Annotated in this window: 23 protein-coding genes and 1 pseudogene; 13 read left to right on the top strand and 11 right to left on the bottom strand. The window is 63.4% G+C overall.

Going from position 1 to position 23,712, the window contains the following annotated elements; translation table 11 throughout:
• The first annotated feature begins 91 nt into the window (after positions 1-91).
• Together LG367_RS16380 and LG367_RS16375 are read left to right on the top strand one after the other, a co-directional pair.
• The gene (locus LG367_RS16380) at positions 92-547 is read left to right on the top strand and encodes a cupin domain-containing protein (RefSeq protein WP_226470340.1); all 456 of its coding nucleotides are present in this window, start codon (positions 92-94) and stop codon (positions 545-547) included.
• A complete protein-coding gene (locus LG367_RS16375) occupies positions 544-1,272 on the top strand; it encodes a helix-turn-helix transcriptional regulator (protein ID WP_226470339.1) in 729 nt (242 codons plus the stop codon). Before LG367_RS16380 ends, LG367_RS16375 begins: the two co-directional genes overlap by 4 nt.
• Positions 1,273-1,289: 17 nt before the next feature.
• On the opposite strand, the gene LG367_RS16370 is transcribed toward LG367_RS16375, so the two are convergent.
• Positions 1,290-1,733, bottom strand: a complete 444-nt coding sequence (locus tag LG367_RS16370; protein WP_226470338.1) for a hypothetical protein — start codon at positions 1,731-1,733, stop codon at positions 1,290-1,292.
• Between the two features lie 99 nt (positions 1,734-1,832).
• On the opposite strand from LG367_RS16370, the gene sufT reads away from it, so the two are divergent.
• The 6 genes and pseudogenes from sufT (at position 1,833) to LG367_RS16340 (ending at position 12,426) form a co-directional block, all read left to right on the top strand.
• Complete coding sequence (gene sufT, locus LG367_RS16365) at positions 1,833-2,384, top strand: putative Fe-S cluster assembly protein SufT (RefSeq protein WP_226470337.1); 552 nt, start codon at positions 1,833-1,835, stop codon at positions 2,382-2,384.
• Positions 2,385-2,967: 583 nt separating this feature from the next.
• Positions 2,968-5,220 (top strand): M4 family metallopeptidase, encoded by a 2,253-nt coding sequence (locus tag LG367_RS16360; protein WP_226470336.1) that lies wholly within the window; start codon positions 2,968-2,970, stop codon positions 5,218-5,220.
• A gap of 384 nt (positions 5,221-5,604) precedes the next feature.
• The gene (locus LG367_RS16355; RefSeq protein ID WP_226470335.1) at positions 5,605-7,122 is read left to right on the top strand and encodes a M20/M25/M40 family metallo-hydrolase; all 1,518 of its coding nucleotides are present in this window, start codon (positions 5,605-5,607) and stop codon (positions 7,120-7,122) included.
• A gap of 312 nt (positions 7,123-7,434) precedes the next feature.
• Positions 7,435-9,201 (top strand): annotated as a pseudogene (locus tag LG367_RS16350) (S8 family peptidase); the annotation flags it as partial.
• A gap of 66 nt (positions 9,202-9,267) precedes the next feature.
• Positions 9,268-9,558: a proprotein convertase P-domain-containing protein gene (locus LG367_RS16345; protein WP_226470399.1), complete on the top strand. Its 291-nt coding sequence runs from the start codon at positions 9,268-9,270 to the stop codon at positions 9,556-9,558.
• 984 nt (positions 9,559-10,542) lie between these two features.
• Positions 10,543-12,426, top strand: a complete 1,884-nt coding sequence (locus LG367_RS16340; RefSeq protein WP_226470334.1) for a M4 family metallopeptidase — start codon at positions 10,543-10,545, stop codon at positions 12,424-12,426.
• 84 nt (positions 12,427-12,510) lie between these two features.
• Here the strand turns inward: LG367_RS16340 and LG367_RS16335 are convergent, their stop codons facing one another.
• From LG367_RS16335 to wrbA, 4 genes are read right to left on the bottom strand one after another with little or no spacing between them, the layout of a single operon-like run.
• On the bottom strand, positions 12,511-14,061 hold the full coding sequence (locus tag LG367_RS16335) for a tetratricopeptide repeat-containing sulfotransferase family protein (RefSeq protein WP_226470333.1): 1,551 nt from the start codon (positions 14,059-14,061) through the stop codon (positions 12,511-12,513).
• Between the two features lie 28 nt (positions 14,062-14,089).
• Entirely contained in the window at positions 14,090-14,578 is a 489-nt protein-coding gene (locus tag LG367_RS16330) for an asparaginase domain-containing protein (protein WP_226470332.1), read from the bottom strand.
• Between the two features lie 48 nt (positions 14,579-14,626).
• Positions 14,627-14,980, bottom strand: coding sequence for a DUF2069 domain-containing protein (locus LG367_RS16325; protein ID WP_226470331.1), 354 nt, complete (start codon positions 14,978-14,980; stop codon positions 14,627-14,629).
• A gap of 10 nt (positions 14,981-14,990) precedes the next feature.
• Positions 14,991-15,584, bottom strand: a complete 594-nt coding sequence (gene wrbA, locus LG367_RS16320) for an NAD(P)H:quinone oxidoreductase (protein WP_226470330.1) — start codon at positions 15,582-15,584, stop codon at positions 14,991-14,993.
• Positions 15,585-15,668: 84 nt separating this feature from the next.
• On the opposite strand from wrbA, the gene LG367_RS16315 reads away from it, so the two are divergent.
• The 3 genes from LG367_RS16315 to LG367_RS16305 are packed head-to-tail and all read left to right on the top strand — an operon-like array spanning position 15,669 to position 17,825.
• Positions 15,669-16,943, top strand: coding sequence for a YihY family inner membrane protein (locus tag LG367_RS16315; RefSeq protein ID WP_226470329.1), 1,275 nt, complete (start codon positions 15,669-15,671; stop codon positions 16,941-16,943).
• On the top strand, positions 16,940-17,548 hold the full coding sequence (locus LG367_RS16310) for a TlpA disulfide reductase family protein (protein WP_226470328.1): 609 nt from the start codon (positions 16,940-16,942) through the stop codon (positions 17,546-17,548). Before LG367_RS16315 ends, LG367_RS16310 begins: the two co-directional genes overlap by 4 nt.
• Positions 17,541-17,825 (top strand): acylphosphatase, encoded by a 285-nt coding sequence (locus LG367_RS16305; RefSeq protein ID WP_226470327.1) that lies wholly within the window; start codon positions 17,541-17,543, stop codon positions 17,823-17,825. The genes LG367_RS16310 and LG367_RS16305 overlap by 8 nt, the downstream gene beginning before the upstream one ends.
• 4 nt (positions 17,826-17,829) lie before the next feature.
• On the opposite strand, the gene LG367_RS16300 is transcribed toward LG367_RS16305, so the two are convergent.
• The 3 genes from LG367_RS16300 to LG367_RS16290 are packed head-to-tail and all read right to left on the bottom strand — an operon-like array spanning position 17,830 to position 19,606.
• The gene (locus LG367_RS16300; protein ID WP_226470326.1) at positions 17,830-18,252 is read right to left on the bottom strand and encodes a hypothetical protein; all 423 of its coding nucleotides are present in this window, start codon (positions 18,250-18,252) and stop codon (positions 17,830-17,832) included.
• A gap of 47 nt (positions 18,253-18,299) precedes the next feature.
• Complete coding sequence (locus LG367_RS16295) at positions 18,300-19,178, bottom strand: DUF2145 domain-containing protein (RefSeq protein ID WP_226470325.1); 879 nt, start codon at positions 19,176-19,178, stop codon at positions 18,300-18,302.
• Entirely contained in the window at positions 19,175-19,606 is a 432-nt protein-coding gene (locus tag LG367_RS16290; RefSeq protein WP_226470324.1) for a hypothetical protein, read from the bottom strand. The genes LG367_RS16295 and LG367_RS16290 overlap by 4 nt, the downstream gene beginning before the upstream one ends.
• A gap of 114 nt (positions 19,607-19,720) precedes the next feature.
• On the opposite strand from LG367_RS16290, the gene LG367_RS16285 reads away from it, so the two are divergent.
• Entirely contained in the window at positions 19,721-20,467 is a 747-nt protein-coding gene (locus tag LG367_RS16285) for a helix-turn-helix domain-containing protein (RefSeq protein ID WP_226470323.1), read from the top strand.
• A 27-nt stretch (positions 20,468-20,494) separates the two neighbouring features.
• On the opposite strand, the gene ppk2 is transcribed toward LG367_RS16285, so the two are convergent.
• Genes ppk2 through moaB form a run of 3 tightly spaced genes read right to left on the bottom strand, consistent with a single transcriptional unit; the run spans position 20,495 to position 22,195 of the window.
• The gene (ppk2, locus tag LG367_RS16280; RefSeq protein ID WP_226470322.1) at positions 20,495-21,274 is read right to left on the bottom strand and encodes a polyphosphate kinase 2; all 780 of its coding nucleotides are present in this window, start codon (positions 21,272-21,274) and stop codon (positions 20,495-20,497) included.
• A 10-nt stretch (positions 21,275-21,284) separates the two neighbouring features.
• A complete protein-coding gene (locus tag LG367_RS16275; RefSeq protein ID WP_226470321.1) occupies positions 21,285-21,620 on the bottom strand; it encodes a helix-turn-helix domain-containing protein in 336 nt (111 codons plus the stop codon).
• 2 nt (positions 21,621-21,622) lie between these two features.
• Positions 21,623-22,195, bottom strand: coding sequence for a molybdenum cofactor biosynthesis protein B (moaB, locus tag LG367_RS16270; RefSeq protein WP_226470320.1), 573 nt, complete (start codon positions 22,193-22,195; stop codon positions 21,623-21,625).
• 154 nt (positions 22,196-22,349) lie between these two features.
• Between moaB and LG367_RS16265 the strand changes: the two genes are divergently transcribed.
• On the top strand, positions 22,350-23,711 hold the full coding sequence (locus LG367_RS16265) for an amidohydrolase family protein (protein ID WP_226470319.1): 1,362 nt from the start codon (positions 22,350-22,352) through the stop codon (positions 23,709-23,711).
• Position 23,712: the final 1 nt, after the last annotated feature.

Raw genomic sequence — 23,712 nt, 5'->3', positions numbered from 1 at the left:
TTGGCACAGGGATGTGCCGCTTTCTTTTCGGCACGTTCGGCACCGCCCGCCTCGCCATGATCCGCACCGTGACGCATGCCATACTCCGGGCATGAAGGCCCGTTCTTCCGCTGCCAACGCAACCTCGTTCGTACCGTTGACCATCCGCAACGCGTTCAGCCTGCTGGCCAGCGATACGCGCCAGGATGACACCGCCGGCATCCGCATCGCCAACGTTCTCGACGACCCGGCCTGCAGCTACTACATCACCGAGATCGCGCCAGGCCGTTCGGTGAATCCGCACTACCACCGACAGGGCGACGAGATCTACATCATCCTCGGCGGTGTCGGCACGATCCGCACCTGGCATCCCGAGGCGCCTGCGCAGGTGGATTCGCAGCCGATCGGCAGCGGCGCGCTGTTCCGCATTCCGCCAGGCATGGCCCACCAGCTGGAAAACACCGGCACAGATCCGCTGATCCTGCTGTTCGCCTGCAGTCCGGATCATCTCGGCAGCGACCGGTTCGTGGTGCCGTCCGCACCCGCGCGAGAGGAGGCGCCGGCATGACCCACGAGATCGACGCGCGGCTGCGTTCGCTGTTCGACCAGATGCCCGGACTCTGGGGCTGCAAGGACGAGAACTCGGTCTTCCTCTACGCCAATTCGCGCTACACGGAAGCCGTCGGGCTGAAACACAATCTCGAAGCGATCGGCCGCACCGATTTCGACATGCCTTGCGACACGGTGGCCTGCGCGCATCTGTTCCGGGCGCAGGACAAGGAAGTGATGCTGAGCATGCAGCCGTTGCGCGTGCTGGACATCCATCCTTTCGCCGGCGGCGAATGGCGTGCCTACCTGTCCACGAAGACGCCTCTGGTCGACGAGGAGAACGGCAAGGTGGTCGGCACGATCTTCCACCTCGCCGACATCACTTCGGCCCATACCGTCGAGCTGGGCTCGCTGCTGGGGCGCGTGCAGACCGGCATCCAGCTCGAAAGCCATCTGACCGGGCAGGGCAGCTACATCCTCGACCACCATCAGCGCGGCGCGATCAAGCTGAGCCAGCGCGAGGCGGAAGTGCTGTTCTTCCTCGTGCGCGGCAAGACGATCAAGGAGATCGCCGCGATCCTCACTCTGTCCCCGCGCACGGTGGAAAACCACATCGACGCGATGAAGGGCAAGTTCGCGGTGGAGAACAAGGGTGCCCTGATCGATCAGGCGATCTATCTGGGCTATCTGAACTACATCCCGGAGCGGCTGTTCAAGCAGCAGCTGTCGGTGGTGCTGCGCTAGCGGCTGTCGCGGCCCGGTCAGCGTCCGGCGACGGCCGCCACCACCAGCGCCGCACCGATCCAGGCGACGTCCAGCGCCGAATTGGTGAGCGAGATCAGCGTCCAGGCGTGGTCGCTCCCCAGCCGCACGAACGAATCCCAGGGCGGGATGCCCAGCGGCAGGCCCATGCGGGTGGCGGCGATGCTCCAGTTGGCGAAGGCCACGGCCACGATCGTGCCCAGCACCGCGCTGGCGGCGCGCCCCCAGCCGGCGCGCACGCGGCAGGCGCGCAGCACCCATACGGCGTCGAAGGCGGCGACCACGGCCATCCAGGTGCTCTGCTTGCCCGTGTACAGGGAGACCAGCGCCCAGACCGCGGCGATGCCGCAGCTGATGATCAGCAGCAGCACCAGCGTCAGCGGCGTCGGGAAGCGGGAAGGCGGTCGGGAAGCGGGTCGGGGTGCTGGCGGAGCGGAGGCCATGCGGAACGGTGCCGGTCGCAAAACGGAACAGCATACCGCCTATGCCGCCGATACAATGCGCACCTTGCGCGGCGTTGCCGCCGCCACCATTTCCCCCGCATGTATTCCCGCAGCAGCGAACCCGTCCGACTCGAACGCGATTGCGCCGCCGTCCTGGTGCCGCAAGGCGAGGCCGTGACCCTGCCGGCCGGCAGCATCGGCTACATCACCCAGGCGCTGGGCGGCAGCTACACGGTCTTCATCGAGGGCAATCTGTTCCGGATCGCCGGGCACGACGCGGATGCGATCGGCAAGGAACCGCCGTCGCCGCTGTCGCTGCCCGACGGCGCCGACGACGAAGCGGTGGAGGTGCTGGTCTGGAAACAGCTGCGCACCTGCTTCGATCCGGAAATCCCGATCAACGTCGTCGACCTGGGCCTGGTCTACGAAGCCAACGTCTCCCGTCGCGACGACGGCAACCGATTCGTGGAAGTGAAGATGACCCTGACCGCGCCTGGCTGCGGCATGGGCGACATCCTCGTGGACGATGTGCGCAGCAAGCTGGAAATGATCCCGACGGTCGCCGAGGCCGACGTCGAACTCGTCTTCGACCCGCCCTGGAATCGCAACATGATGTCGGAAGCGGCGCGTCTCGAAACCGGGATGTTATAGGTCCGTTATTCCGTTGCGGCTGTAACGGTCGCGTCGTAAAACTGTGATGAGTGGCGCGCGAGGAATGTCGTATCGCGCCGTTTGCGGCATGGACCGCACCCCCGTTGTCCTTTAAGGTCGATTCATGGACACGTGATCTTCACGTGTCTTTATTCCGGCGGTGCCGTTTCGACAACGCCGCCGGTCCGCGATGCGGTTTGAATCCGGGGGTTTTGATGCCGTACCCAACCCGAGGCCGTCCTCAGGCGCGCAGGCTGCGGCCGCGCGTGTGCATGGACGCGCCGCGAACGGTCGGCATCGAATGCGCTTCCGGGGAATCTCGCCACCGCCTCGCAGCCGTGCCGGCAGGAGCCTGGGCATGGGTTGGTGTCTCTTCGTCGAAGGTGATGTCAGGCAAGAACTGAAACTGCGCAGGGCCCGGAGATGCCGGCACCTGCCGGGCATCGTGCAGCGCCGGACCTTCGAACAGCAGTGCGGACTTCGCGCCCGGGAGGGGGCCGGCGGACGTTCCGCAGTTGGAAACGCTCGAGAGAGACCGCCCGGATGGACGGTCGCATATCCAACCCTTAGGAGAACCACAGACGTGATCAAGAAACATCCTCTGCGATTGTTTGCAATCACCCCTCTCGCTTTCGCCTGCGCCGCCCTGTCCGCGCAAGCGGCGACGAAGGTGGACCTGCATCGAGAGAACATCGCACAACTGAATGCCGGACCGAGCGCCAGCGTGGCCGCGGTCGGCGTTCTCAAGCAGCCGGAACAGCGCCATGCGCAACTGCTGACGCTCGGTGCGGAGTCGACGCTGCGTCCGCTGAAGTCGCACACGTTGCCGAATGGTGTGCGCAACTACCGCTACCAGCAGCAGTTCCGAGGTCTTCCGGTGTACGGCGCACAGGTCGTGGTGAGCGAAGACGCCAATGGACGCGTCCGCACGCTGTTCGGCCAGAAGATCGAAGGGTTGGAGCGCGAACTGTCCGGTGCCAAGCCGAAGCTGACGGCTAGCCAGGCACTGTCGCGCGCCAAGAGCGTGAATCTTGGCGATCGCCAGCTCGCTCTGCGTGTCGAGGGAGAGCGCAGCGAGCAGGTCGTCTTCGTGGGCAACGACGGCCGCGCGCGTCTGGCATACAAAGTGTCGTACTTCGCCGATTCCGCCAAGGGCGGCGCCGCGACCAATCCGGTGATCTTCATCGACGCCGACAACGGCAACGTCCTCAGGCAGTTCGACGCCCTGCAGCATGCAGAAGTCGGCACCGGCCCTGGCGGCAACATCAAGACCGGCAAGTACGAGTACGGGACCGACTACGGGTTCCTCGACGTCGAGCAGAGCGGCACCAACTGCACGATGAACTCGGACAAGGTCACCACGATCAATCTCAACGGCGGCACCAGCGGCTCCACGCCCTGGACGTACACCTGCCCGCGCAACACGGTGAAGGAGATCAACGGCGCCTATTCGCCGCTCAACGACGCGCACTACTTCGGCCATGTCGTTTTCGACATGTACAGCGATTACCTCAACGCGTCCCCGCTCACCGGCAAGGTGACGCTGAAGGTGCACTACAGCACCAACTACGAGAACGCGTTCTGGAGCCCGTCGACGCAGACGATGTCGTTCGGCGATGGTTTCAACACGTTCTATCCGCTGGTCAGCCTGGACGTGCTCGCGCACGAGGTCTCGCACGGTTACACCGAGCAGAACTCCGGTCTCGAGTACGAAGGCCAGTCGGGCGGCATCAACGAATCCTTCTCCGATATCGCCGGCGAAGCCGCTGAATTCTTCTTCAAGGGCAGCAACGATTTCCTGGTCGGCGCCGAGATCTTCAAGGCCACCGGACAGGCGCTGCGCTACATGGAAGATCCGACACTGGACGGCGACTCCATCGGCAGCGCCAACGATTACTACGACGGCCTCGACGTGCATTACTCGTCCGGCGTCTTCAACAAGGCCTTCTACACGTTGGCGCACACCACCGGTTGGGATACCAAGAAGGCATTCCTCGCCTTCGCAGTGGCCAACCGCGACTACTGGACGACCACCACCGACTTCTACCAGGGCGCATGCGGCGTCGAAACCGCGGCGGAAGATCAGGGTTGGAGCAAGGCCGACGTCACGGCGGCGTTCGCCGCGGTCGATGTCGAATGCGGTGGCGGCCCGCCGCCTGATCCGGATCCGGTCGTGCTGGAAAAGGGCGTGGCGGTGACGGGTCTTGCCGCGGCGACGAGCAAGGCGCTGACCTTCACGCTGGACGTGCCGGCAGGTTCGTCCAACCTCACCTTCACGATCTCCGGCGGCACCGGTGATGCCGACATGTACGTGAAGCTGGGCAGCATGCCGACCGACACCAGCTACGACTGCCGTCCCTACAAGAGCGGCAACAGCGAGGTCTGCACGTTCGCGACGCCGACCGCGGGCAAGTACTACGTGCGCCTGAAGGCGTATTCGTCCTACTCGGGCGTGACCCTGGTGGGCGACTACGGCGGCGGTGGCGGCGGCGGTACGCAGACGTACACCAACGATACCGACTTCAACATCACCGACTACGGCTCGTTCCGCAGCCCGGTCGCGGTCGCCAGCCGCACCGGCAACGCGCCGAACAACGCCCAGGTGAAGGTCGATATCACGCATACCTACATCGGCGATCTCAAGGTCGATCTGATCGCGCCCGATGGCAGTGTGTACGTGCTGCACAACCGCACCGGCGGCAGTGCCGACAACATCAACAAGACCTACACCGTTGATCTGTCGAGCGAGGCGTTGAACGGCACGTGGAATCTGCGCGTGAAGGACAACGCCAACGGCGACGTCGGCAAGCTCAATGTCTGGAGCGTCACGTTCTGATCCGCCGTTAGTCGGCGAGAACAGCGAAAAACCCCGGCCACGTGCCGGGGTTTTTTGTTGGCGCGAACCGTGAGCCATCTCACGCTTGATGCGGCCGGAATGCTGCGACTGCAACTTGATCGTCGTTGCAAGCGTCACTTAGCGTCGCTATGCCTCGCATTTCACGAGGCCATCATCGCATCCAACCAACCATCCATATCCGATGACACTCGTCAACGGAAGAGCAGGAGCGACTTCATGAAATCACTTCGAACCTTTGCAGGGTTGCTGGCGGTCTGTGCGCCGCTTTGTTTCGCAAGCGCTTCGGCGCAGAACGTGATCGGTCATTCGGTATCAGGCGCTGGAGCAGCCACTGGAGAAGATGCACTCGCACCGGTTTATCTGGTGAGTTCGGACGCAACCTATCGCGCCGGCATCCAGAGTTCCGCGCGCACTGGCCTCGCGCGCAAGGACAGCTTCGGTCATTCCCTCGTGATCTCGGAAGTCAAGGCGCATCAGCTGCCCGCGATCAGCGAGACGATCCACACGCGCGAGAAGCGCTGCGGCGGGTTCTTCGCTTTCGACACGCTGGCCGAGGCGGAAGCCTTCATCCGCTCTGATCAGACCACGCAGGCCGTACAGCGCGCCGCGCTCGTCAGCTACACCATCGACAACCAGACGACGGTCAACCCGTGGCTGTCGCAGGTACAGGCGTCGAACATCCTCAGCACCATCAGCCACCTCTCGACCTCGTACAACAACCGCTATTACTCCACCACGACCGGTCAACAGTCCGCGAACTGGATTCGCGACACCTGGGCAGGCCTGGTCAGCGGCCGTACCGACGCCTCAGCCGCGTTGTTCACCACGTGCAGCACCTGCTCCACGCAGCCGTCGGTGATCCTCACCATCCAGGGCAATGAACTACCCAACGAAATCGTCGTGCTGGGCGCACACCTGGATTCGATCAGTTCCAGCGGCAGCGGCTCGAACATGAACGCGCCGGGCGCCGACGATGATGCATCCGGCATCGCCACGCTTACCGAAGTGATTCGCGTCGCCGCTGCCAGCGGATGGAAGCCGAAGCGCACCGTCATGTTCATGGGCTATGCCGCCGAGGAAGTCGGTCTGCGTGGCTCCAACGCGATCGCGCAATCGTTCAAGACGCAGGGCAAGAATGTCGTCGGCGTGCTCCAGCTCGACATGACCAACTACAAGGTCGGCACGGGCGTCGACATGCAGCTAATCACCGACAACAGCAATACGGCGCTCAAGCAGTTCCTCACCGACCTGTTCGATACGTATCTCCAGCCGCTTGGGCTCACGCGTGGCACCTACACCTGCGGTTACGGCTGCTCCGATCATGCCTCCTGGACCAGCGCCGGCTTCCCCGCGGCCATGATGTTCGAGGCCGGCGACGAAACAGGCGAGTACTTCCCATACATCCATACCTCCAGTGACACGCTCACCAACATGGGCAACAGCGCGGCCAACAGCGCGAAGTTCGCAAAGCTTGGCCTGGCTTTCCTCGGTGAACTCGGCAAGACCACCGGTGGTGGCGGTCCTGGCCCGGGCCCGGGCACGCAGACCTACAGCAACACCGGCGACTACACCATCAACGACAACGCCACAGTCGACAGCCCGATCTCGGTGTCGGGACGCACCGGCAGCGCGCCGAGCAACGCCTCGGTGACGGTGGCGATCGTGCACACCTACATCGGCGATCTGAAAGTCGATCTGGTGGCGCCGGACGGCACGCTGTACAACATCCACAACCGCAGCGGCGGCAGTACCGACAACATCAACAAGACGGTGACGTTGAATCTGTCGAGTGAAACATTGAACGGAACGTGGAAGCTGCGCGCGAACGACAATGCATCGCAGGACACCGGCAAGATCGACAGCTGGAGCGTCACGTTCTGAGCACTGCGTCCATATTGAAGATGATGTCTGTTGCATGCGCGAACACGCAACTGTGAAAAGAAGCGTGTTTCTGTCCGCATGCAATCGCAAGGGTAGGGTGATTGCCTCGAATTGCGTTGCGGAATCGAATGCTGCGACTGCAGCTTGAACGATAGATAAGCCTTCCTTAGCGTCGGACGGGAACCCGGTTTCCGGGTTCCCGTCCAGGTTCCCAATGAGGAAAGGGGAGATGCGGCCATCGCCGTGTCTGTTCCCGTTGGGCCTTGTCTGCCGCGCTCGCGGCACACACATACGTTCAGGAGTTGTGCTCTCATGTTTGAAATTTCGAATCGTCGCGTGCGCGTGCATGCGCTCGCGGCCGCTACCGCGGTGGCGTTGTCTTCTCTGGTATCCATGTCTTCGTTCGCCGCAGATCGCATCAATCTCAACGGATTGAAGAGTGATGAGCATTTCGACCGTTTCATCGTCAAATATCGCAGCGGCAGCCCGGAGGCGGCCGACGTCGCGACCGTGCGTCGCGCCGCCAGCACGGCCGCGCGTGCACTGCCCGCCGCGAAGGGCAAGGCGCTGGGTCTGACGCATCTGCGCCGTTTGGCGATCCAATCCGACGTGCTGAAGTCAGACCGCAAACTCAATCGTGTCGAGGCCGAAGCATTGATGCGGCAGATCGCCGCCGACCCGAACGTCGAATACGTCGAGGTCGATCGCATGATGCATGCGCTGCTGACGCCCAACGACACTCGCTATGGCGAGCAGTGGGGCTATACCGACGCCGATGCCGGCATCAACGCACCTCAGGCATGGGACATCACGAACGGCAATGGCACGGTGGTGGCTGTGATCGACACCGGCATCACGCCGCATAGCGATCTCAGCGCCAACCTCGTGGCCGGCTACGACTTCATCGGCGACACCGACGTGTCGGTGGACGGCGACGGCCGTGATTCGAACCCCAACGATCCGGGTGACTGGTACGAGAACTCGTACTGCGGTTCCAACGCGCCGCCGTCTTCCTCCTCCAGCTGGCATGGCACGCATGTCGCCGGGACCATCGCTGCGGTCACTAACAATTCGAAGGGTGTCGCCGGCGTCGCCTACGGTGCGAAGGTCTCGCCCATCCGCGTGCTCGGACGTTGTGGCGGCTACACCTCCGACATCGCCGACGCCATCATCTGGGCATCGGGCGGCACGGTCAGCGGTGTGCCGGCCAACGCCAATCCGGCGGAGGTCATCAACATGAGCCTCGGCGGCTACGGCGCTTGCGACACCACCACGCAGAATGCGATCAATGGTGCGGTTGGTCGCGGTACCACGGTCGTGGTGGCCGCGGGCAACGATGCCAACGACGCCTCGGAAAACAATCCGGCCAACTGCAACAACGTGATCACCGTGGGCGCGGTGGACAGCCAGGGCAAGCGTTCGATCTGGAGCACCGGCTTCCAGGAATCCAGTTATGGATCGGTAGTCGACCTGGCCGCGCCGGGCACCGGCATTCTTTCGACGCTCAACTCCGGTTCGAAGACGCAGGGTTCGGAAACGTATGCCAGCTACAGCGGCACATCGATGGCGACGCCGCACGTCGCGGGCGTGGTGGCGTTGATGCAGGCTGCGGCCACCGCCAATGGCGGCGCCAAGACACCGGCGCAGATCGAAAGTCTGATCAAGGGCAGCGTCAGGCCATTCCCGAGCACGCCGGACAAAGCCATTGGTGCCGGCATCGTCAATGCCAAGGCGGCGGTCGACGCGGCCACGGGCACCACGCCGCCGCCGACCGGTGGCACGCTGGCCAATGGTGTGGCGGTGACTGGCTTGTCCGGTAGCGCGGGCACCGAACTGCGCTACACCTTGAGCGTTCCGGCTGGAGCCAGCAATCTGAAGTTCGTGACGTCCGGCGGCAGCGGCGATGCCGATCTGTACGTGAAGTTCGGCAGCGCGCCGTCCACGTCCAGCTACGACTGCAAGTCGGAAGGCAGCACCAACGCCGAGACCTGCAACATCACCACGGCCCAAACCGGCACGTATCACGTCCTGGTGCGCGGTTACTCGACGTTCTCCGGTCTCAGCCTGACCGGCAGCTACACCGCCGGCAGCAGCGCGCAGACCTATACCAACAACACGGACTACACCATCAGCGACAACGCGACGGTGGACAGCCCGATTGCCGTGTCCGGCCGCACTGGCAACGCGCCGACCAATGCGTCGGTCTCGGTGAACATCGTCCACACCTATCGTGGAGATCTGAAGGTGGATCTGGTGGCGCCGGACGGCAGTCTGTACAACATCAGTAACTACGCGGGCGGCAGCGCCGACAACCTGACGGGCACCTTCACCTTCAACCTGTCGAGCGAAGCGCTCAACGGCACTTGGAAGTTGCGGGTGAACGACAACGCTAGCGGCGACACCGGTTACATCAATAGCTGGAGCGTCACGTTCTGAGGTGATGCCGGCAGGCATCGGACAAAATCCCGGCCTGGCGCCGGGATTTTGTTTTGCGACTGCGGCTGATGGTGACAATGGATGCGAATGCAATCGAGATCAGATTGCCGGCGCCATGCAGATCCTGGTTCGTGCCTGACTCTCATGATGTCGGTTGCTTCATGTTGATTGCTTCGTCGTATTGCACTGCAGCTTGATCGCTACTGGTGGTGTCGCTTAGCGTCAGGTTCTCGAGTCCGCAAGCAGTCGCGGCAACGCCACGTTCGAATCCCGAAGCGTTGCGCTCAAGCGAGCGCATCGACAATGTCGGGCCTCTCCGACCCCGGTAGCCCTGGGGTCTTTTTTTGTCACGCGGACCAATCAATGTGCGAATTCGCGCACGTTACGTTTTCACGCGCTCTACACGTGCGTCGTGATCAGTTGCACGTGAAATTGTTCTTATGGTTGTTTTGGGGGTGCCATCACGATTTCACGCTCGTTTTTGCTGCAACTGCGGCGTGAATCGAGTTTGAAACCTTCGATAAGGTCGTTTCAGGACGCGGAACGTCTTGCGTCCATTTTTACGTCGGGAGGATGGTTCGACTCGAACCCGACGTGCAGCTCTCCATGGCTGATCGTGCGGAGGTCGGAACCTTCATGTCTATTCGTTTGCGTACTTCGCGGCAACCGCCGTCGGCTTCCCGGCCGATGGTGATGACGCGTGGTGCCGGCGCGTGGGCGTGGGTCTCCGGCATCGATCATGGCGCTGCCGCGCTGGATACAGCGTGGATGTGCATTGGCATCACATTCGTCGGACACAACACCGCGTAACCCCAAGAGCTGCGCAGGACACCTGACCCATTGGGGATGGGAAGGAGAGGTGTTCTCGAACAGCAGCGGAAACGTCGCGTGGCATGCAAAGCCGCATCGACGTGCAGTTGGAATAGCACAGAGAGAGACGCCCATTCGGGCGATCGCAAATCCAACCTTGAGGAGATACAGATCGTGAATTCCCGCAATCGTTCCCTGAAGCTCATCGCCGTCACCCCGCTCGCGCTCGCCCTGTCGGCGCTCTCGGCACAAGCCGCCAATCGCGACGACCTGCAGAAAGCCAATCTCGCGCAGCTCAACAGCCAGTACGCCAGGGCCAGCGCTTCCCTGGGTGTGGCCGCGAAGGCTGCCGATCGTCATGCCGAACTCGTCGGCCTCGACACCGGATCCTCGCTGCGCGAAATCCGCACACGGCATGACAAGCTCGGAACCTATCACCGCTATCAGCAGACCTATCAAGGCATCCCGATCTACGGCGAGCAGATCGTCGTGAGCGAGGACGGCAAGGGCAATGCGCGCAACCTGTTCGGCACGCGCATCACCGGCCTGGAAAGCGAGATCACCAGCACCGCGTCGAAACTGAGCCGCACGCAGGCGCTGAACCTCGGCAAGAGCATCGCGCTCGGCCAGCAGCTGCTCGCCTCGCGTATCGAGCGCGAGGAAAGCACGAAGATGATCTACGTCGACGACAACGGCCGCGCGCATCTGGCCTATGTCGTGACCTTCTTCGCCGACAGTGCCCAGGGCGGCAAGCCGACGCGTCCGGTCATCATCCTTGATGCCAACTCGGGTCAGGTCCTGCATCGTTACGAGAACCTGCAGCATGCCCTGATCGGTACCGGCCCCGGCGGCAATCAGAAGACCGGTCAGTACGAGTACGGCACCGACTATGGTTACCTGGACGTGACGCAGAGCGGCACCACATGCACGATGAACAACACCAACGTCAAGACCGTGAACCTCAACCACGGCACCAGCGGCAGCACCGCGTTCTCGTACACCTGCCCGCGCAACACCGTGAAGACGATCAATGGCGCCTATTCGCCGCTGAACGACGCGCATTATTTCGGTGGTGTCGTCTACAACATGTACAACGCCTACATCGGCAAGCCGCCGCTGACCTTCCAGCTGATGATGCGCGTGCATTACAGCAACAACTATCAGAACGCGTTCTGGAACGGTTCGTCGATGACCTTCGGTGACGGTGCCAGCACGTTCTATCCGCTGGTCGGTCTCGACGTTTCGGCGCACGAAGTCTCGCACGGCTTCACCGAGCAGAACTCCAACCTGACCTATTCCGGTCAGTCGGGCGGCATCAACGAAGCCTACTCCGACATCGCCGGTGAAGCGGCCGAGTTCTACTTCAAGGGCAGCAACGACTTCTGGGTGGGTGCCGAGATCTTCAAGGCGGCCGGTCAGGCCCTGCGCTACATGAACAATCCGCCGCAGGATGGCCAGTCGATCGACAACGCCGCCGATTACTACAACGGTCTGGACGTGCACTATTCGTCCGGTGTGTACAACAAGGCGTTTTATCTGCTGGCACAGAAGCCGGGCTGGGGCACCGTGAATGCGTTCAAGGTGTTCGCACGCGCCAACGACCTGTACTGGACTTCCAGCACGAACTTCAACCAGGGCGCTTGCGGCGTGGAGACCGCGGCGACGGATCTCGGCCTCACCAAGGCTGACGTCACCGCGGCGTTCACGTCGGTCGGCGTGAGCTGCGCCGGAACTCCCACTGATGGCGTGGTCGTGCTCGATGTGAACCTGCCGGCGATTGCTTCCGGTGCCTGGTCGTCGACCTATACCGTGGGAATCCCGGCGGGTACGACCAAGCTGGTCGTCGCCACTTCGGGCGGCACGGGCGATGGTGATTTGTACGTGCGAGTGGGTTCGGCACCGACCACGAGCACCTACAACTGCCGTCCGTACACCGGCGGCAACACTGAGACCTGCACCTTCAACAATCCGACCTCGGGCAGCACGTACTACATTCGCGTGCGCGGCTATACCGCGGCTTCCGGTATCAACCTGAAGGCCACGCGTTCACCGAACTGAGTCGTTTCAAGGCCCGAGAGGGCATGCAACACGATTGCGGCCGTCGTGAGACGGCCGCAATTTTTTCCGCGAACGAAATATGGATCAGCTTTGCAAAGCTGCCCGCAGCGGATCGAGCAGGGGCCCGTAATGCGCGGAACGCGCCGTGTCATGACGTAACGGCTGCCGCACCTGCGAAGCGCTGGGTGTGCGCACGCTGCGTGTGGCCTGGTGGTAATCGAGACAGCGCGCATCGAAGAGCAAGCCGCAGAAGTCGAGCAGTGCGCGAATCTCGTTCTCGGGATCGGCAAGCAAGGCTTCGTAGGACTGGGTACGGATGTGCTGCGGATCGGCATTGCGCCAATGCGTCATCGCGCGCTCGCAGTCGCGCAGGTATGCGGCGATGTCGGTCAGGCTGCAAGCGAAGTGCGGCAGGCGATAGAACTGCTGCTTGAAGCACGACCAGGCGGTTTCCAGCGCATCGCGTCGCGTGTCGATGATGTGCGCGCCGGGCAACATGGCGCGCATCACGCCGGCGTACAGCCAGTTCTCCGGCATCTTGTCGGTGAAGTACGGACGGTTCGCGCGCCAGCGCACCGTGCGCTGCAGATAGTCCTGTCCCAGCCGTTGCCAATCCTGCGCGGTGGCGGCGGCGACCCAGCGCGGGAAAGGCTCGTTGCAACGGATCGATTCGTCGCGGATCACCTCACCCAGATCATTGAGTTCGCTGGCGCCTTCCACCTGCGGATGCGCGGCCAGGATTTGTTCGAACAAGGTGGAGCCCGAGCGCGGCAGGCCTACGATCAGGATCGCTTCGCGTCCCAAGGTCGCGTCCAATGGCGCCGGTAGCGTCTCGCTCGCGGCGATCACGGCATCGGTATAGGTGTGGAAGCCGTCGGCATCCCAGGGCGACAAGCGTCGCATGCGGAAGTTGGCTTCGTTCAAAGCCGAGAATGCTTCGGGATACCGGCCATGGTCTTCGTAGACCTTGCCCAGTGCGTAGCCCATCGCGATGCGATCGGTTTCGGCGATGTTGGCGCGACGGAACTGCAGTGCCAGTTCCTCGCGATCGCGTTCGGACAGCGGCCGCATCTTGATGTTGGCGAGCCCGCGCCAGGCGTCGCCGCAGGCCGGATGCAGTTGCAGCGCGGCACGGTACTCCACATCGGCCTCATCGAAACGACCCAGATGCGCCAGCGCATCGGCGAGCAGGATGCGCGCGGGCAACAGGTCCGGAGAAAGTTCAGAGGCGCGTTGCAGTACACCCACCGCAGCTTCGGTGCTGCCTTCCAGCTGCAGGCTGCGACCGAGGTTGAACCAGGGCATCGGTTCGTGTGGCGCCAGTTCGCAGGCGCGTTGCCATGAGGCATGCGCGGTATCGCGCTCGCCCAGGCCCTGCTGCGCGCTGCCGAGATCCATGAAGATGTAGGGATCATCCGGGCGCTGCGCCAGCGCACGCAACAGAAACGCCTGTGCATCGGCATATCGCTCGCGCTGATTGTTGAGGATGCCGCTCAGCCGCAGGGCTTCCGGATGTTCGGGCGCGACATCGAGCACTTCGCCGAGCAATCGCTGCGCGATGTCGAACGCGCCATCGCGAATCGCGCGCGCCGCGCCATGCAGGCGCTGGACCGCATCGGCCGGCAATCCGGCCATGCGTGGATCGCCGCCGGCATCCATCGCGTTAATTGGATGCCTCGAAACGATTGGCGGCGACGTTCTTGCGCACCTTCAGCGGATCCCAGATGCGGCCGTTCATGGCGATGTGCACGCCAGGTGGCAGCGATTGCACCGCGCCGACCGCGCAGCCGATGTTGAATTCGGCATCGGAGCCGCGGAAGCGCGCCGGATTCAGCGCGCCCGTCAGCACGATGGTCTTGCCTTCGATGCCGCTGAGCACCTTCGCCGTGTCGACCATGGTGTCGGTGCCGTGCGTGATCAGCACATGCCTGGTCGGCTGCGCGGCGATGGTGGCGCGGATCAGCTCGCGATCCTCGGCGCTGATGTGCAGCGAATCCTTGCGGATGATCGGAATCACCCGGAAGCGGAACGCCACGCCCAGTTCCTCGAGGATGTGGCCGATCTGCGGCTCGCCGACCTGGTAGTCGGATTTGTCGTCGAAATACACCTTGTCGATGGTGCCGCCGGTGGTGACGATGAGCAGCTCGTCCATGCGGATGTCCGGAAGTGGGGCAGGGCACACGCCTGCGAAGGGTGAATTTTACTCCGACTGCTTTTGCTTGGGCTTGCTGAAACGCGCTTTCAGGCCCGGCCAGCTCGATGCGCCGATAATCAGCAGCGCCAGCACGATCTCGCACCATGCGTAGCCGCCCTCGGCGGGGCGGCTCCAGGCCACCATCACGCCGTGGGAGAACCAGAACAGGCCGACGACGCCACTCCAGAACGCCGCCTTGGCGCCACCGCGCAGTACGCCGATCAACAACAGCAGTGGCGGCAGCACGAAGATGAGCAGGACGGCGATGCGATGACGGTCTTCATAGAACCACAACGAGAACAGCACCGAGAGCGCGAACAGCGCCAATGCCAGAACGATGCGGGCGGGGCGCAGGCTCATATCAGCGTGCTCATGTCGAAAGCCTGGCCGCGATCTGCGCGACGCGGCGTCCGAGCGCGCGCGCGAGCGCGGACTCGTCGTCACTCGGCGTCGGATCGTCCTGTGCGCCGGAGATGTGGCTGGCGCCGTAGGGCGTGCCGCCGCCGCGCGTGGTGGTGAGCGCCGGCTCGGTGAAGGGAAGCCCGACCAGCACGCAGCCGTGATGCAGCAGTGGCAGCATCATCGACAGCAGGGTCGATTCCTGGCCGCCGTGCATCGTCGCGGTGGAAGTGAACACCGCCGCCGGCTTGCCCACCAGCGTGCCGCTGGCCCATTCCGCGCCCAGGCCGTCGATGAAATGCTTCAGCGGCGCGGCCATGTTGCCGAACCGCGTCGGGCTGCCCAGCAGCAGGCCCACGCATTCGGCGAGGTCCTGTGCGCTCACGTAGGGGGCGCCTTCCTCGGGCACCGGTGGCGCCGCCGCCTGCGTGACCGCGGCCACCGGCGGCACCGTACGCAGGCGTGCGTGCATGCCCGCGACTTCGCCGATGCCGCGCGCGATGTGCCGCGCCAGCTTCGCCACCGATCCGCCGCGGCTGTAATAGAGAATGAGGATATCGGCCATCGCGATAGTGTTGCAGGGCTGGCGGCCGGGAGCCAGGGCCGCGATGCAGCGAACCCGAACGCGCACTTTGCTACCCTTCGGCTGATGGAACCGCTGGATACCCTCAATCGCTGGAGCGACCGCCTGCGCGACAGCGCCCGCAACCGCACCTTCCTGCGCTTTCTGTGGCGCCGCTTTCTCGACGACCGCCTGTTCGAATCGGCGGGCGCCTTGTCCTACACCACCGTGTTCGCGCTCGTGCCGCTGTCAATGGTGGTGTTCGGCGTGCTGTCGGCGTTCCCGGTGTTCAATCGGCTCAGTACCCAGCTCAGCAATTACGTCTTTTCCAATTTCGTGCCCAGCGCGGCGCGGGCGGTGGAAAGCTATCTGCTGCAGTTCTCGCAGAACACCGGGCAGCTGACGGCCGTCGGTGTCATCGCGCTGGTCGTCTCGCTGCTGATCACGCTGAACAGCATCGAATCCGCCTTCAACCGGATCTGGCGTGTGAAGGCGGCGCGGCCGCAGCTGAGCCGTTTCCTCGTTTACTGGACCGTGCTGACGCTCGGCACCCTGGTGGCCACCGCCAGTCTGGCGCTGTCGACGCGCTTCTTCGCCCTGGAAATCTTCAAGACCGCATCCGGCCAATGGCTGGAAAGCACGATGCTGCGTCTGACGCCGATGCTGATCGAGCTGGCCGCGTTCACGGCGCTCTATCGTGTCGTGCCGCATCGCACCGTGCGCTGGCGATATGCCGTCGCCGGTGCCCTGCTGGCGACGATCCTGCTGGAAATCATGAAGTGGGGCGTTGGTCTGTATCTGGTCAATTTCGGTTCCTACCAGAAGATCTACGGAACACTGGCCTCGGCGCCGATCTTCCTGTTGTGGATCTACTTCAGCTGGATCGCGGTGCTGCTTGGCGCCTCGTTCGCCTCGTCGATCTCCGCATTCCGCTATCAACCGGCCTCGATGCGCCTGCCTGTCGGCTATGAAATCTACGCGCTGCTGCGCATGCTGGGCCGTTTCGTCAACGCACGGCAGGAAGGCCGCGGCCTGCACAGTGACGAGATTCAGGAGCTGGAACCAATGCTCACCGATACCCTGGTGCAGCAGGTGTTGTTCCAGCTCAGCGAGATCCGCCTGCTGACGCGCGCGGAATCCGGAGAGTGGGTGCTCGCGCGCGACCTCGATGACCTGACGCTCGCCGAACTCTACGAAGCCTGCAACCTGCGCATCCCGGTCGGCGAGGCCATGCTGCCGTGTCGCGACGATGCGCTGGGCGTGACGGCCATCGGCATCCTGGACGAACTGCGCGTTCCCCTGCGCGATCTGCTCAAGCGTCGCGTCTCCGGTTTGTACGATCTTCCCAAGGAATCCCCATGAAACGTGTTCTGCTCGCCGTTTGTTTCGCCGCACTCGCGCTGTCCGCCTGCAAACGCTCCGAAACGGAAGCAGGCAAGGAAACGCCGAAGCCGGCCGCGGAACCTGCGACGACGCAGCCATCGCAAGATCAGACACCGCCCGTCGCGCAACCGGCCAAGCCAGCCGACGACACCGCGGCGGCAAAACCCGAAATCCCAACCCTGCGCATCGCCACGCTCGATGGCAAGCAGTTCGACCTCGCCGCGCACCGCGGCAAGTGGGTTGTGGTGAATTTCTGGGCCACCTGGTGCGCGCCGTGCCGTAAGGAAATGCCGGAGCTGTCGGCGCTCGATGCGATGCGCGAGAACATCGACGTGATCGGACTCGCCTACGAGGAGATCGAGCCGAAGGAACTCCAGGATTTCCTGCAGAAGCATCCGGTGGTCTATCCGATCGCGATTGTCGATGTCTACGATCCGCCGACGGATTTCGCCACGCCGCGTGGTTTGCCGATGACCTATCTGATCGCACCGGATGGCAAGATCGCCAAGCATTTCCTCGGCCCGGTCACCGCGAAGGAAATCGAAACCGAGATCGCCACGGTGGGAGGCAAGCCGAGTGCCTGAACGCACTGAATCGGCTGCACGCTTCTATGTCGCAGGCAAGGTGCAGGGTGTGTTCTTCCGCGCTTCCACGCGCGAACAGGCGGCGCGGCTCGGATTGCGCGGCTATGCCAGGAATCTTGCCGACGGCCGCGTCGAAGTGCTTGCCGCAGGCGATGCCGCGGCGCTGGAAACACTAGCCGAATGGTTGCGCCACGGTCCCCCGCATGCGCGTGTGGATGCGCTCGCGCGTGAGCCCGCGCGCATGGATGACGCTGGCGACGGTTTCGTCACGAGTTGATGGCTCATGCCGGATCGCGGGCCGGTGTGGGGCGGGGGCGCTCAGCCACGTAGAGCAAGATGTATTCGAACACCAGCGCCGGCAGACCGGTGTATTGGAGGGAGAAACCGGCTACCGTCAGGGCGCCAGGGGGATCCAAGGTTCCGAAGATCATGCCCCAGACCACCAGAAGCGCGGAATACAGCACATAGGCGGCCACGCAGATGACCACCGCTTGCAGCAGACGGCGAGCCCGGTAAGGTTGCGCGCCGCTGGAAAAGAAGAAGGCAGAGAGTCCGGCCGATACCGCCGCCAATAGCAACATTGTCCAATAAAGTCCCGAATCTTCCGGATCGGAAAGATCAAGAACCCCGGTGAAGAGATTTACGCCATAACCCAGCAGTGCCGCCATCGTGGCATTGGCGAATACGAAAGTGGTGCGTTTCATAGGGGTGACCGGATTCGGTTGAGAGGCGGAGGTCGGCACGGAGACCACTAACCTGGTCCCGGTGTGGCTTGCAGAACGCCGTTGCGCCATTCGGTCTGCTTGATTGCATAGCCGCGCGAATCGAGATAATGGAAGATCGAGCGCACCGTCACCACCGGATAGTCGCCGGACAGGCGCGTGCCGACGCTGTGGTCGGTGAAAGCGACGTTGGCCGAGAACAGGCCGCCGAGGATGCGCTTGCCGTAGGAAATATGGATGCGGTCGGGAGTGAAGCCATCGTTTCGCACGAATGCATACGCCTCGCGACGATTCTTTGCGGGGATCGAAGCCGGCAGTGCGACTGCAAGCGTCTCCAGCACCCAGGCAGTGGAGTTCTGATAGTCGGCGCTGCCTGGTCTGGCGATGAGGTTGTAGTTTTGTTGATGCAAGGCCTGACGCGGCAAGGCACGCAGGTGTTCGGCCAGCCGTGCTGAAATCTCGGGCTGCAACCAGACGATGCGCGCATCCTGGTTCACAAGATCATCGGCGAAGAAATTCACCAATCCTTGCGCGTGTAGGTCCGAACGATCCGTGCCGCAATCGTTGAGCAGATGCAGCACGGTCCAGCGGCCGTCCGGATGATCGCGCAACGCGAAGCCGATGTGGCTGTAGACCAGGCCATGCGCGGAAAGATCGGTGCCGACGCGTGCGACCAGTGCCATCGGCGCCTCACCGCGATCGAGCGCCGCCGCGGTGCGCAATGCGGTTTCCGCGGCGTCCGCCAGCTTCGCCGCATCGATGATCCGCTCGTCACATGCGGTTCCGGCGTGTCCCGGCGCAGGGATTGCAAGGAAGACGATCGCGGCGCAGGCGATCAGACCAGTCTTGGACAAACTTGTCTTGGACACGATGCTTCTGACCAGGTCGATCATGAGCAAGCGTTTCATGAGTCGAGCCTGCGCGTATGGATCAGTTCGCGTGCCGGTTCGTTGGGGATGAAGCATAGGTCTTCACCGCCCGCGCTCAGCAACCATCCTGTCGCGACCACGGTGACGCTGACCGCGACGCCGGCCACCAGCGCCATCCTCCCGGCCGCCTCGGCCGAAACGCGCACCACGAAGGACACGCCGGTGCCGACCGCAGACACGGTGATCGCGACCGTTTCGCCACTCGCGGCGACACCGGTGACGACGAACTTGGCCCCCTCGGACAGCGCCGTGGCGACCGCGGCCGGAACCTCGATCGAGGCATCCAGGCTGGCGGTGGACTGGCGGCTGACAGCATCGGACTGCACAGCGGCGAAGCCGGGCAGGGTGGCGATCAGCAAGCCCAGGGCGAGAGTGAATCGAAGCGGCGATGCGGATGGGCGCGACATGGCGACGACTCGGCGGTGGACTGCGGCGCAGCCTTGTCCCGCGTTCGGGGCCGGTCAATAATCATCGACGAGGTTTCGCCAGGATCGCCGCCAGGAATAGGATTTCGATACTCAATGACCGTCGCCGTCGATCTCATCCAGGCCCTGAAGCGGATTCTGCGCGCCCAGTCGCTGACCTACCGCGATCTGGCCCTGCGTCTGCACCTGAGCGAGGCCGCGGTGAAGCGCATGTTCTCGCTGCGGGCGATGAGCCTGCAGCGGCTGGAGGAAATCTGCGACGTGCTCGACGTCGGTCTGGCCGAACTCAGCGCGGAGGCGGCGCGCGGGCGCGTCTCGCTGGCCAGCCTGAGCGAGGAGCAGGAACAGGCGCTGGTGGACGATCCGCAGTTGCTGCTGGCGATGTTCCTGACCTTGAACCGCTGGCGCCAGGAAGACGTGCAGGCGCATTTCACCTTCACCACGCCGCAGTGGACGGCGTTGTTGGTGCGCCTGGATCGTCTCGGCATCATCGAACTGATGCCCGGCAATCGCGGCCGTCCGCTGACCACGCGCAATTTCCGCTGGCTTTCGGACGGGCCGATGGAACGCTATTTCCGTCATCACCTGCTCGGCGATTTTTTCGCCGATCCCTTCGATGGCGAACAGGATGCGCTGTTCCTGCTCAGCGGCAGCCTGAGCAGCGCCGGCATCAAGCATCTGCGGCAGCGATTGGGCGAACTGGCGAAGGAATTCGACAGCCTGCTGGCGCGCGATGCCACGCTGCCTGCGCAGGAGCGCATGGGTGTGAGCTTGATCCTGGCGCAGAAGCCGTGGCTGCTACAGCTGTTTCATCCTTATCGCCGATCGCAGGAAGGGCGATAACGCGTCATTTCATCGGAGAGGCGCCGATCAGTCCGTATTGAAAGAGGTGATCGGCTTCAGGATGCCGAAACGTTCTTTCTGTGGCTTGCCGGTCAGTTTCTCGAAATCGATTTTCTTTTCTGGCACATTCGTTTCCGGCAATCGCGCGAGCAGATCGCGGATCAGGGTCAGGCGGCCGCGTCGCTGATCGTTGAAATCGACCAGGGTCCATGGCGCATGCTTGGTGTGCGTCGCCTTCAGCATCGCCTCGCGTGCTTTGGTGTAGTCGGCGTAATGCTTGCGCGCTTCCAAGTCGATGGGCGAAAGCTTCCAGCGCTTGAGCGGGTCTTCAAGACGTTCGGCAAAGCGCTCTTCCTGCTCGGCCTGGTCGGTGCACAGCCAGTACTTGAACAGCAGGGTGCCGTCGTCGACGAGCAACTTCTCGAAAACCGGCGCCTGCTTGAGGAAAGCCCGTACCTGCGCATCCTTCGCGAATCCCATCACCTTCTCGACACCGGCGCGGTTGTACCAGCTGCGATCGAACAGAACAAGTTCGCCGGCGGCAGGCAGATGCGAGATGTAGCGCTGGAAATACCACTGCGTGGCCTCGCGCTCGTTGGGTTTCGGCAGTGCGGCCACGCGGCACTGACGTGGATTGAGATACTCGGTGATCGCGCCGATCGCGCCACCCTTGCCGGCCGTGTCACGGCCTTCGAAGATCACCACCACGCGGCGGCCGGAGTGCGCGAGCCAGCGCGCCATCGCGGCGAGCTCGTTCTGCAACGGCTCCAGCAGCTCTTCGTATTCCTTGCGCTTGAGTTTCTTCATCACCGTTCGCCTATCGCTTGCTCGGTTTGCGGTCGGCCATGCTGCGCGCGACTTCCAGCAGCGCGCCTTGCTGGCGTGTGTTGAGCGCGCGATAGGCGGCGAGCAGGGCATGCTCGCCCTTGGTGCGCGCCGGATCGAGCTGGCTGGCGAGTTCGGCGAGCAACGCGCCGGCCGGCACGCCGAAAGTGCGAGCAAGCGCGTCGAGCTGATCCTTGCCGGGCAATTTTTCGCCGCGCAGCCAGGCGGAGACAGTGGCCGCACCTGCGCGCGGAATCGCGGTGGCGATATCGGTGGCGCTCAGGCCGCGTGCCTTGGCAAGTAACCGTAGAGTCGTAGCGATAGGCATGTTCAAGAGGGGTCCTTTGATCGTCCCTGATCAAAAGCCCGCACATCCATATGCGGACTTTCCAATAAGCGGGGCCGTAGCGTAGCGAGATTGCAAGGCTTGGTGCGCGCATCCAGCTGTGCGCGAATGATCTTCTCCCACGCCGTGCGGCAAGCCGACGTGGAACCTGGCAGACAGAAGACGAAAGTGCCGTTGGCCAGTCCCGCGAACGCGCGTGACTGCAGCGACGACGTGCCGATTTCCTCGAACGAGATCGCGCGGAACAGTTCGCCGAAGCCCGGCATTTCCTTGTCCAGCAGTGGCGCGAGCGCTTCGGGCGTGGAATCGCGGCCGGTGAAGCCGGTGCCGCCGGTGACCAGGACGCCGTTGACGGCGACGTCGGCGATCCAGCGCGACACCACGGCGCGCAACTGGTAGCGATCATCGGGAAGCACGAGACGCTCGTGCAGCGCATGGCCCTCGGCGCCAAGGGCCTGGGCGAGGTAATCGCCGGAGCTGTCGTTCGCGAGGGTGCGCGTGTCCGATACCGTCAGCAGGCATAGGCGCAGGGGAATGAAGTCGGGGGAAGCGGTCATGGGCGAAGTGTAGGCCTTGCCGGCCCGCTTGGGTCAATGGCCGGACCCGGCAGCGGAAGCCCTCTCGCTGTCATATCGCGGGGATTGTTTCTTGATCTTCCGTGGATGCGCCATGCACCAAGCTGCGCGATCTGGCCTCCACGACGAGAAAGAGATGATGAAATCACGACAGCGGCGGCTGGCGGGCCGCTTCGCCGCCGCCTTGCTGCTCGCGCTGGGTTGCGTTTCGCTCGCGAACGCGCAGGGATCACGAATCCTGGTGCGCAATGCCGAATTGGTGCTGACCATGGACCCGCAGCTGGGACAGGGCGAGCTGGGATCGCTCGAGAAGGCGGATGTCCTGCTCGAGGACGGCCGGATCGTGCAGGTCGGCAAGAAACTGCCGGCCTCCGGCGCCACGGTGATCGATGCCAGCGGCAAGATCGTGATGCCGGGATTCGTCGATACCCATACCCATTTATGGCAGTCGATGATCCGCGACTGCGGCACCGATCAGACCGTGGTCGGTTGGCTGTCCGCGTGTATGCGCGACGTCGGACCACGCATGACGCCGGAGCAGACCTACGCCGCCGTGCGCTTGAGCATTTTCGATGCGATCACCACGGGTGTGACGACCGTTACCGACTGGTCGCACGCGTTCAACGCCGGATTCGCCAATGCGGATCTGCGCGCGTTGACCGACTCAGGACTGCGCTTCGTGTTCGCCTACTGCTTCGATCCGGCGCAGGAGGGCAATATCAGGCGGGTGAAGCAAGAGGTGATCGACCACAACCCGCTGGCGCATCTGCAACTGTGCGGCATCGCGCGCAGTGGCAACGAAGCGGTGCTGGCCGGCATGGTGCGGTTGGCCGATGAACTCGGTGTGGATACCAACGTGCATCTGCACGAAAACATCGCCGATCGCCAGAACGGCCAGATTGCTTCGCTGGAGCAGGCCGGGGCGATCAAGTCGAACTTGATGGTCAACCATGCGATCCATCTCACCGACGAGGAGATCACTCTGCTCGCCAGTCGCGGTGTGCGCGTCGCTCATTGCCCGTTGAGCAACATGCGCCTGGCTTCTGGCGTGATTCGGATGCCGGAATTGCTGCAGGCGGGGATCAAGATCGGATTGGGATTGGATGGCGGCACCAACGACACCACAGACATGTTCAACCTGATGCGCGCGGCCGTCGGATTGCAGCGCGCGAGCCGGTTGAGTGCAACGACGCCGCCGACGGTGGCGCAGGTGTTGCGCATGGCGACGCTCGGAGGCGCGGAAGTGCTGGGGCTGGAACACGAGATCGGATCGCTGACGCCGGGCAAGCGCGCGGACCTGATCGTGATCGATCCGGAGGCGGCGAATTTCGCGCCCAAGGTCGATTGGCCCAGTCAGATCGTCTTCAACGGCCAACCGCGCAATGTCGAGACCGTCATCGTCGGCGGTCGGTTGCTCAAGGCGCGAGGCAAGGTGCTTGGGATTTCCGAGGCAGTCTGGGTCGAACAGGCCGAGCGGCTCAGGAAGCCGCTTGATTGAG

Source organism: Luteimonas panaciterrae (assembly GCF_020511115.1).
Taxonomy (GTDB): Bacteria; Pseudomonadota; Gammaproteobacteria; order Xanthomonadales; family Xanthomonadaceae; genus Luteimonas; species Luteimonas panaciterrae.
Note: the sequence above shows the minus strand (reverse complement) of the source record. Positions and strands in the feature narration are given on the sequence as shown.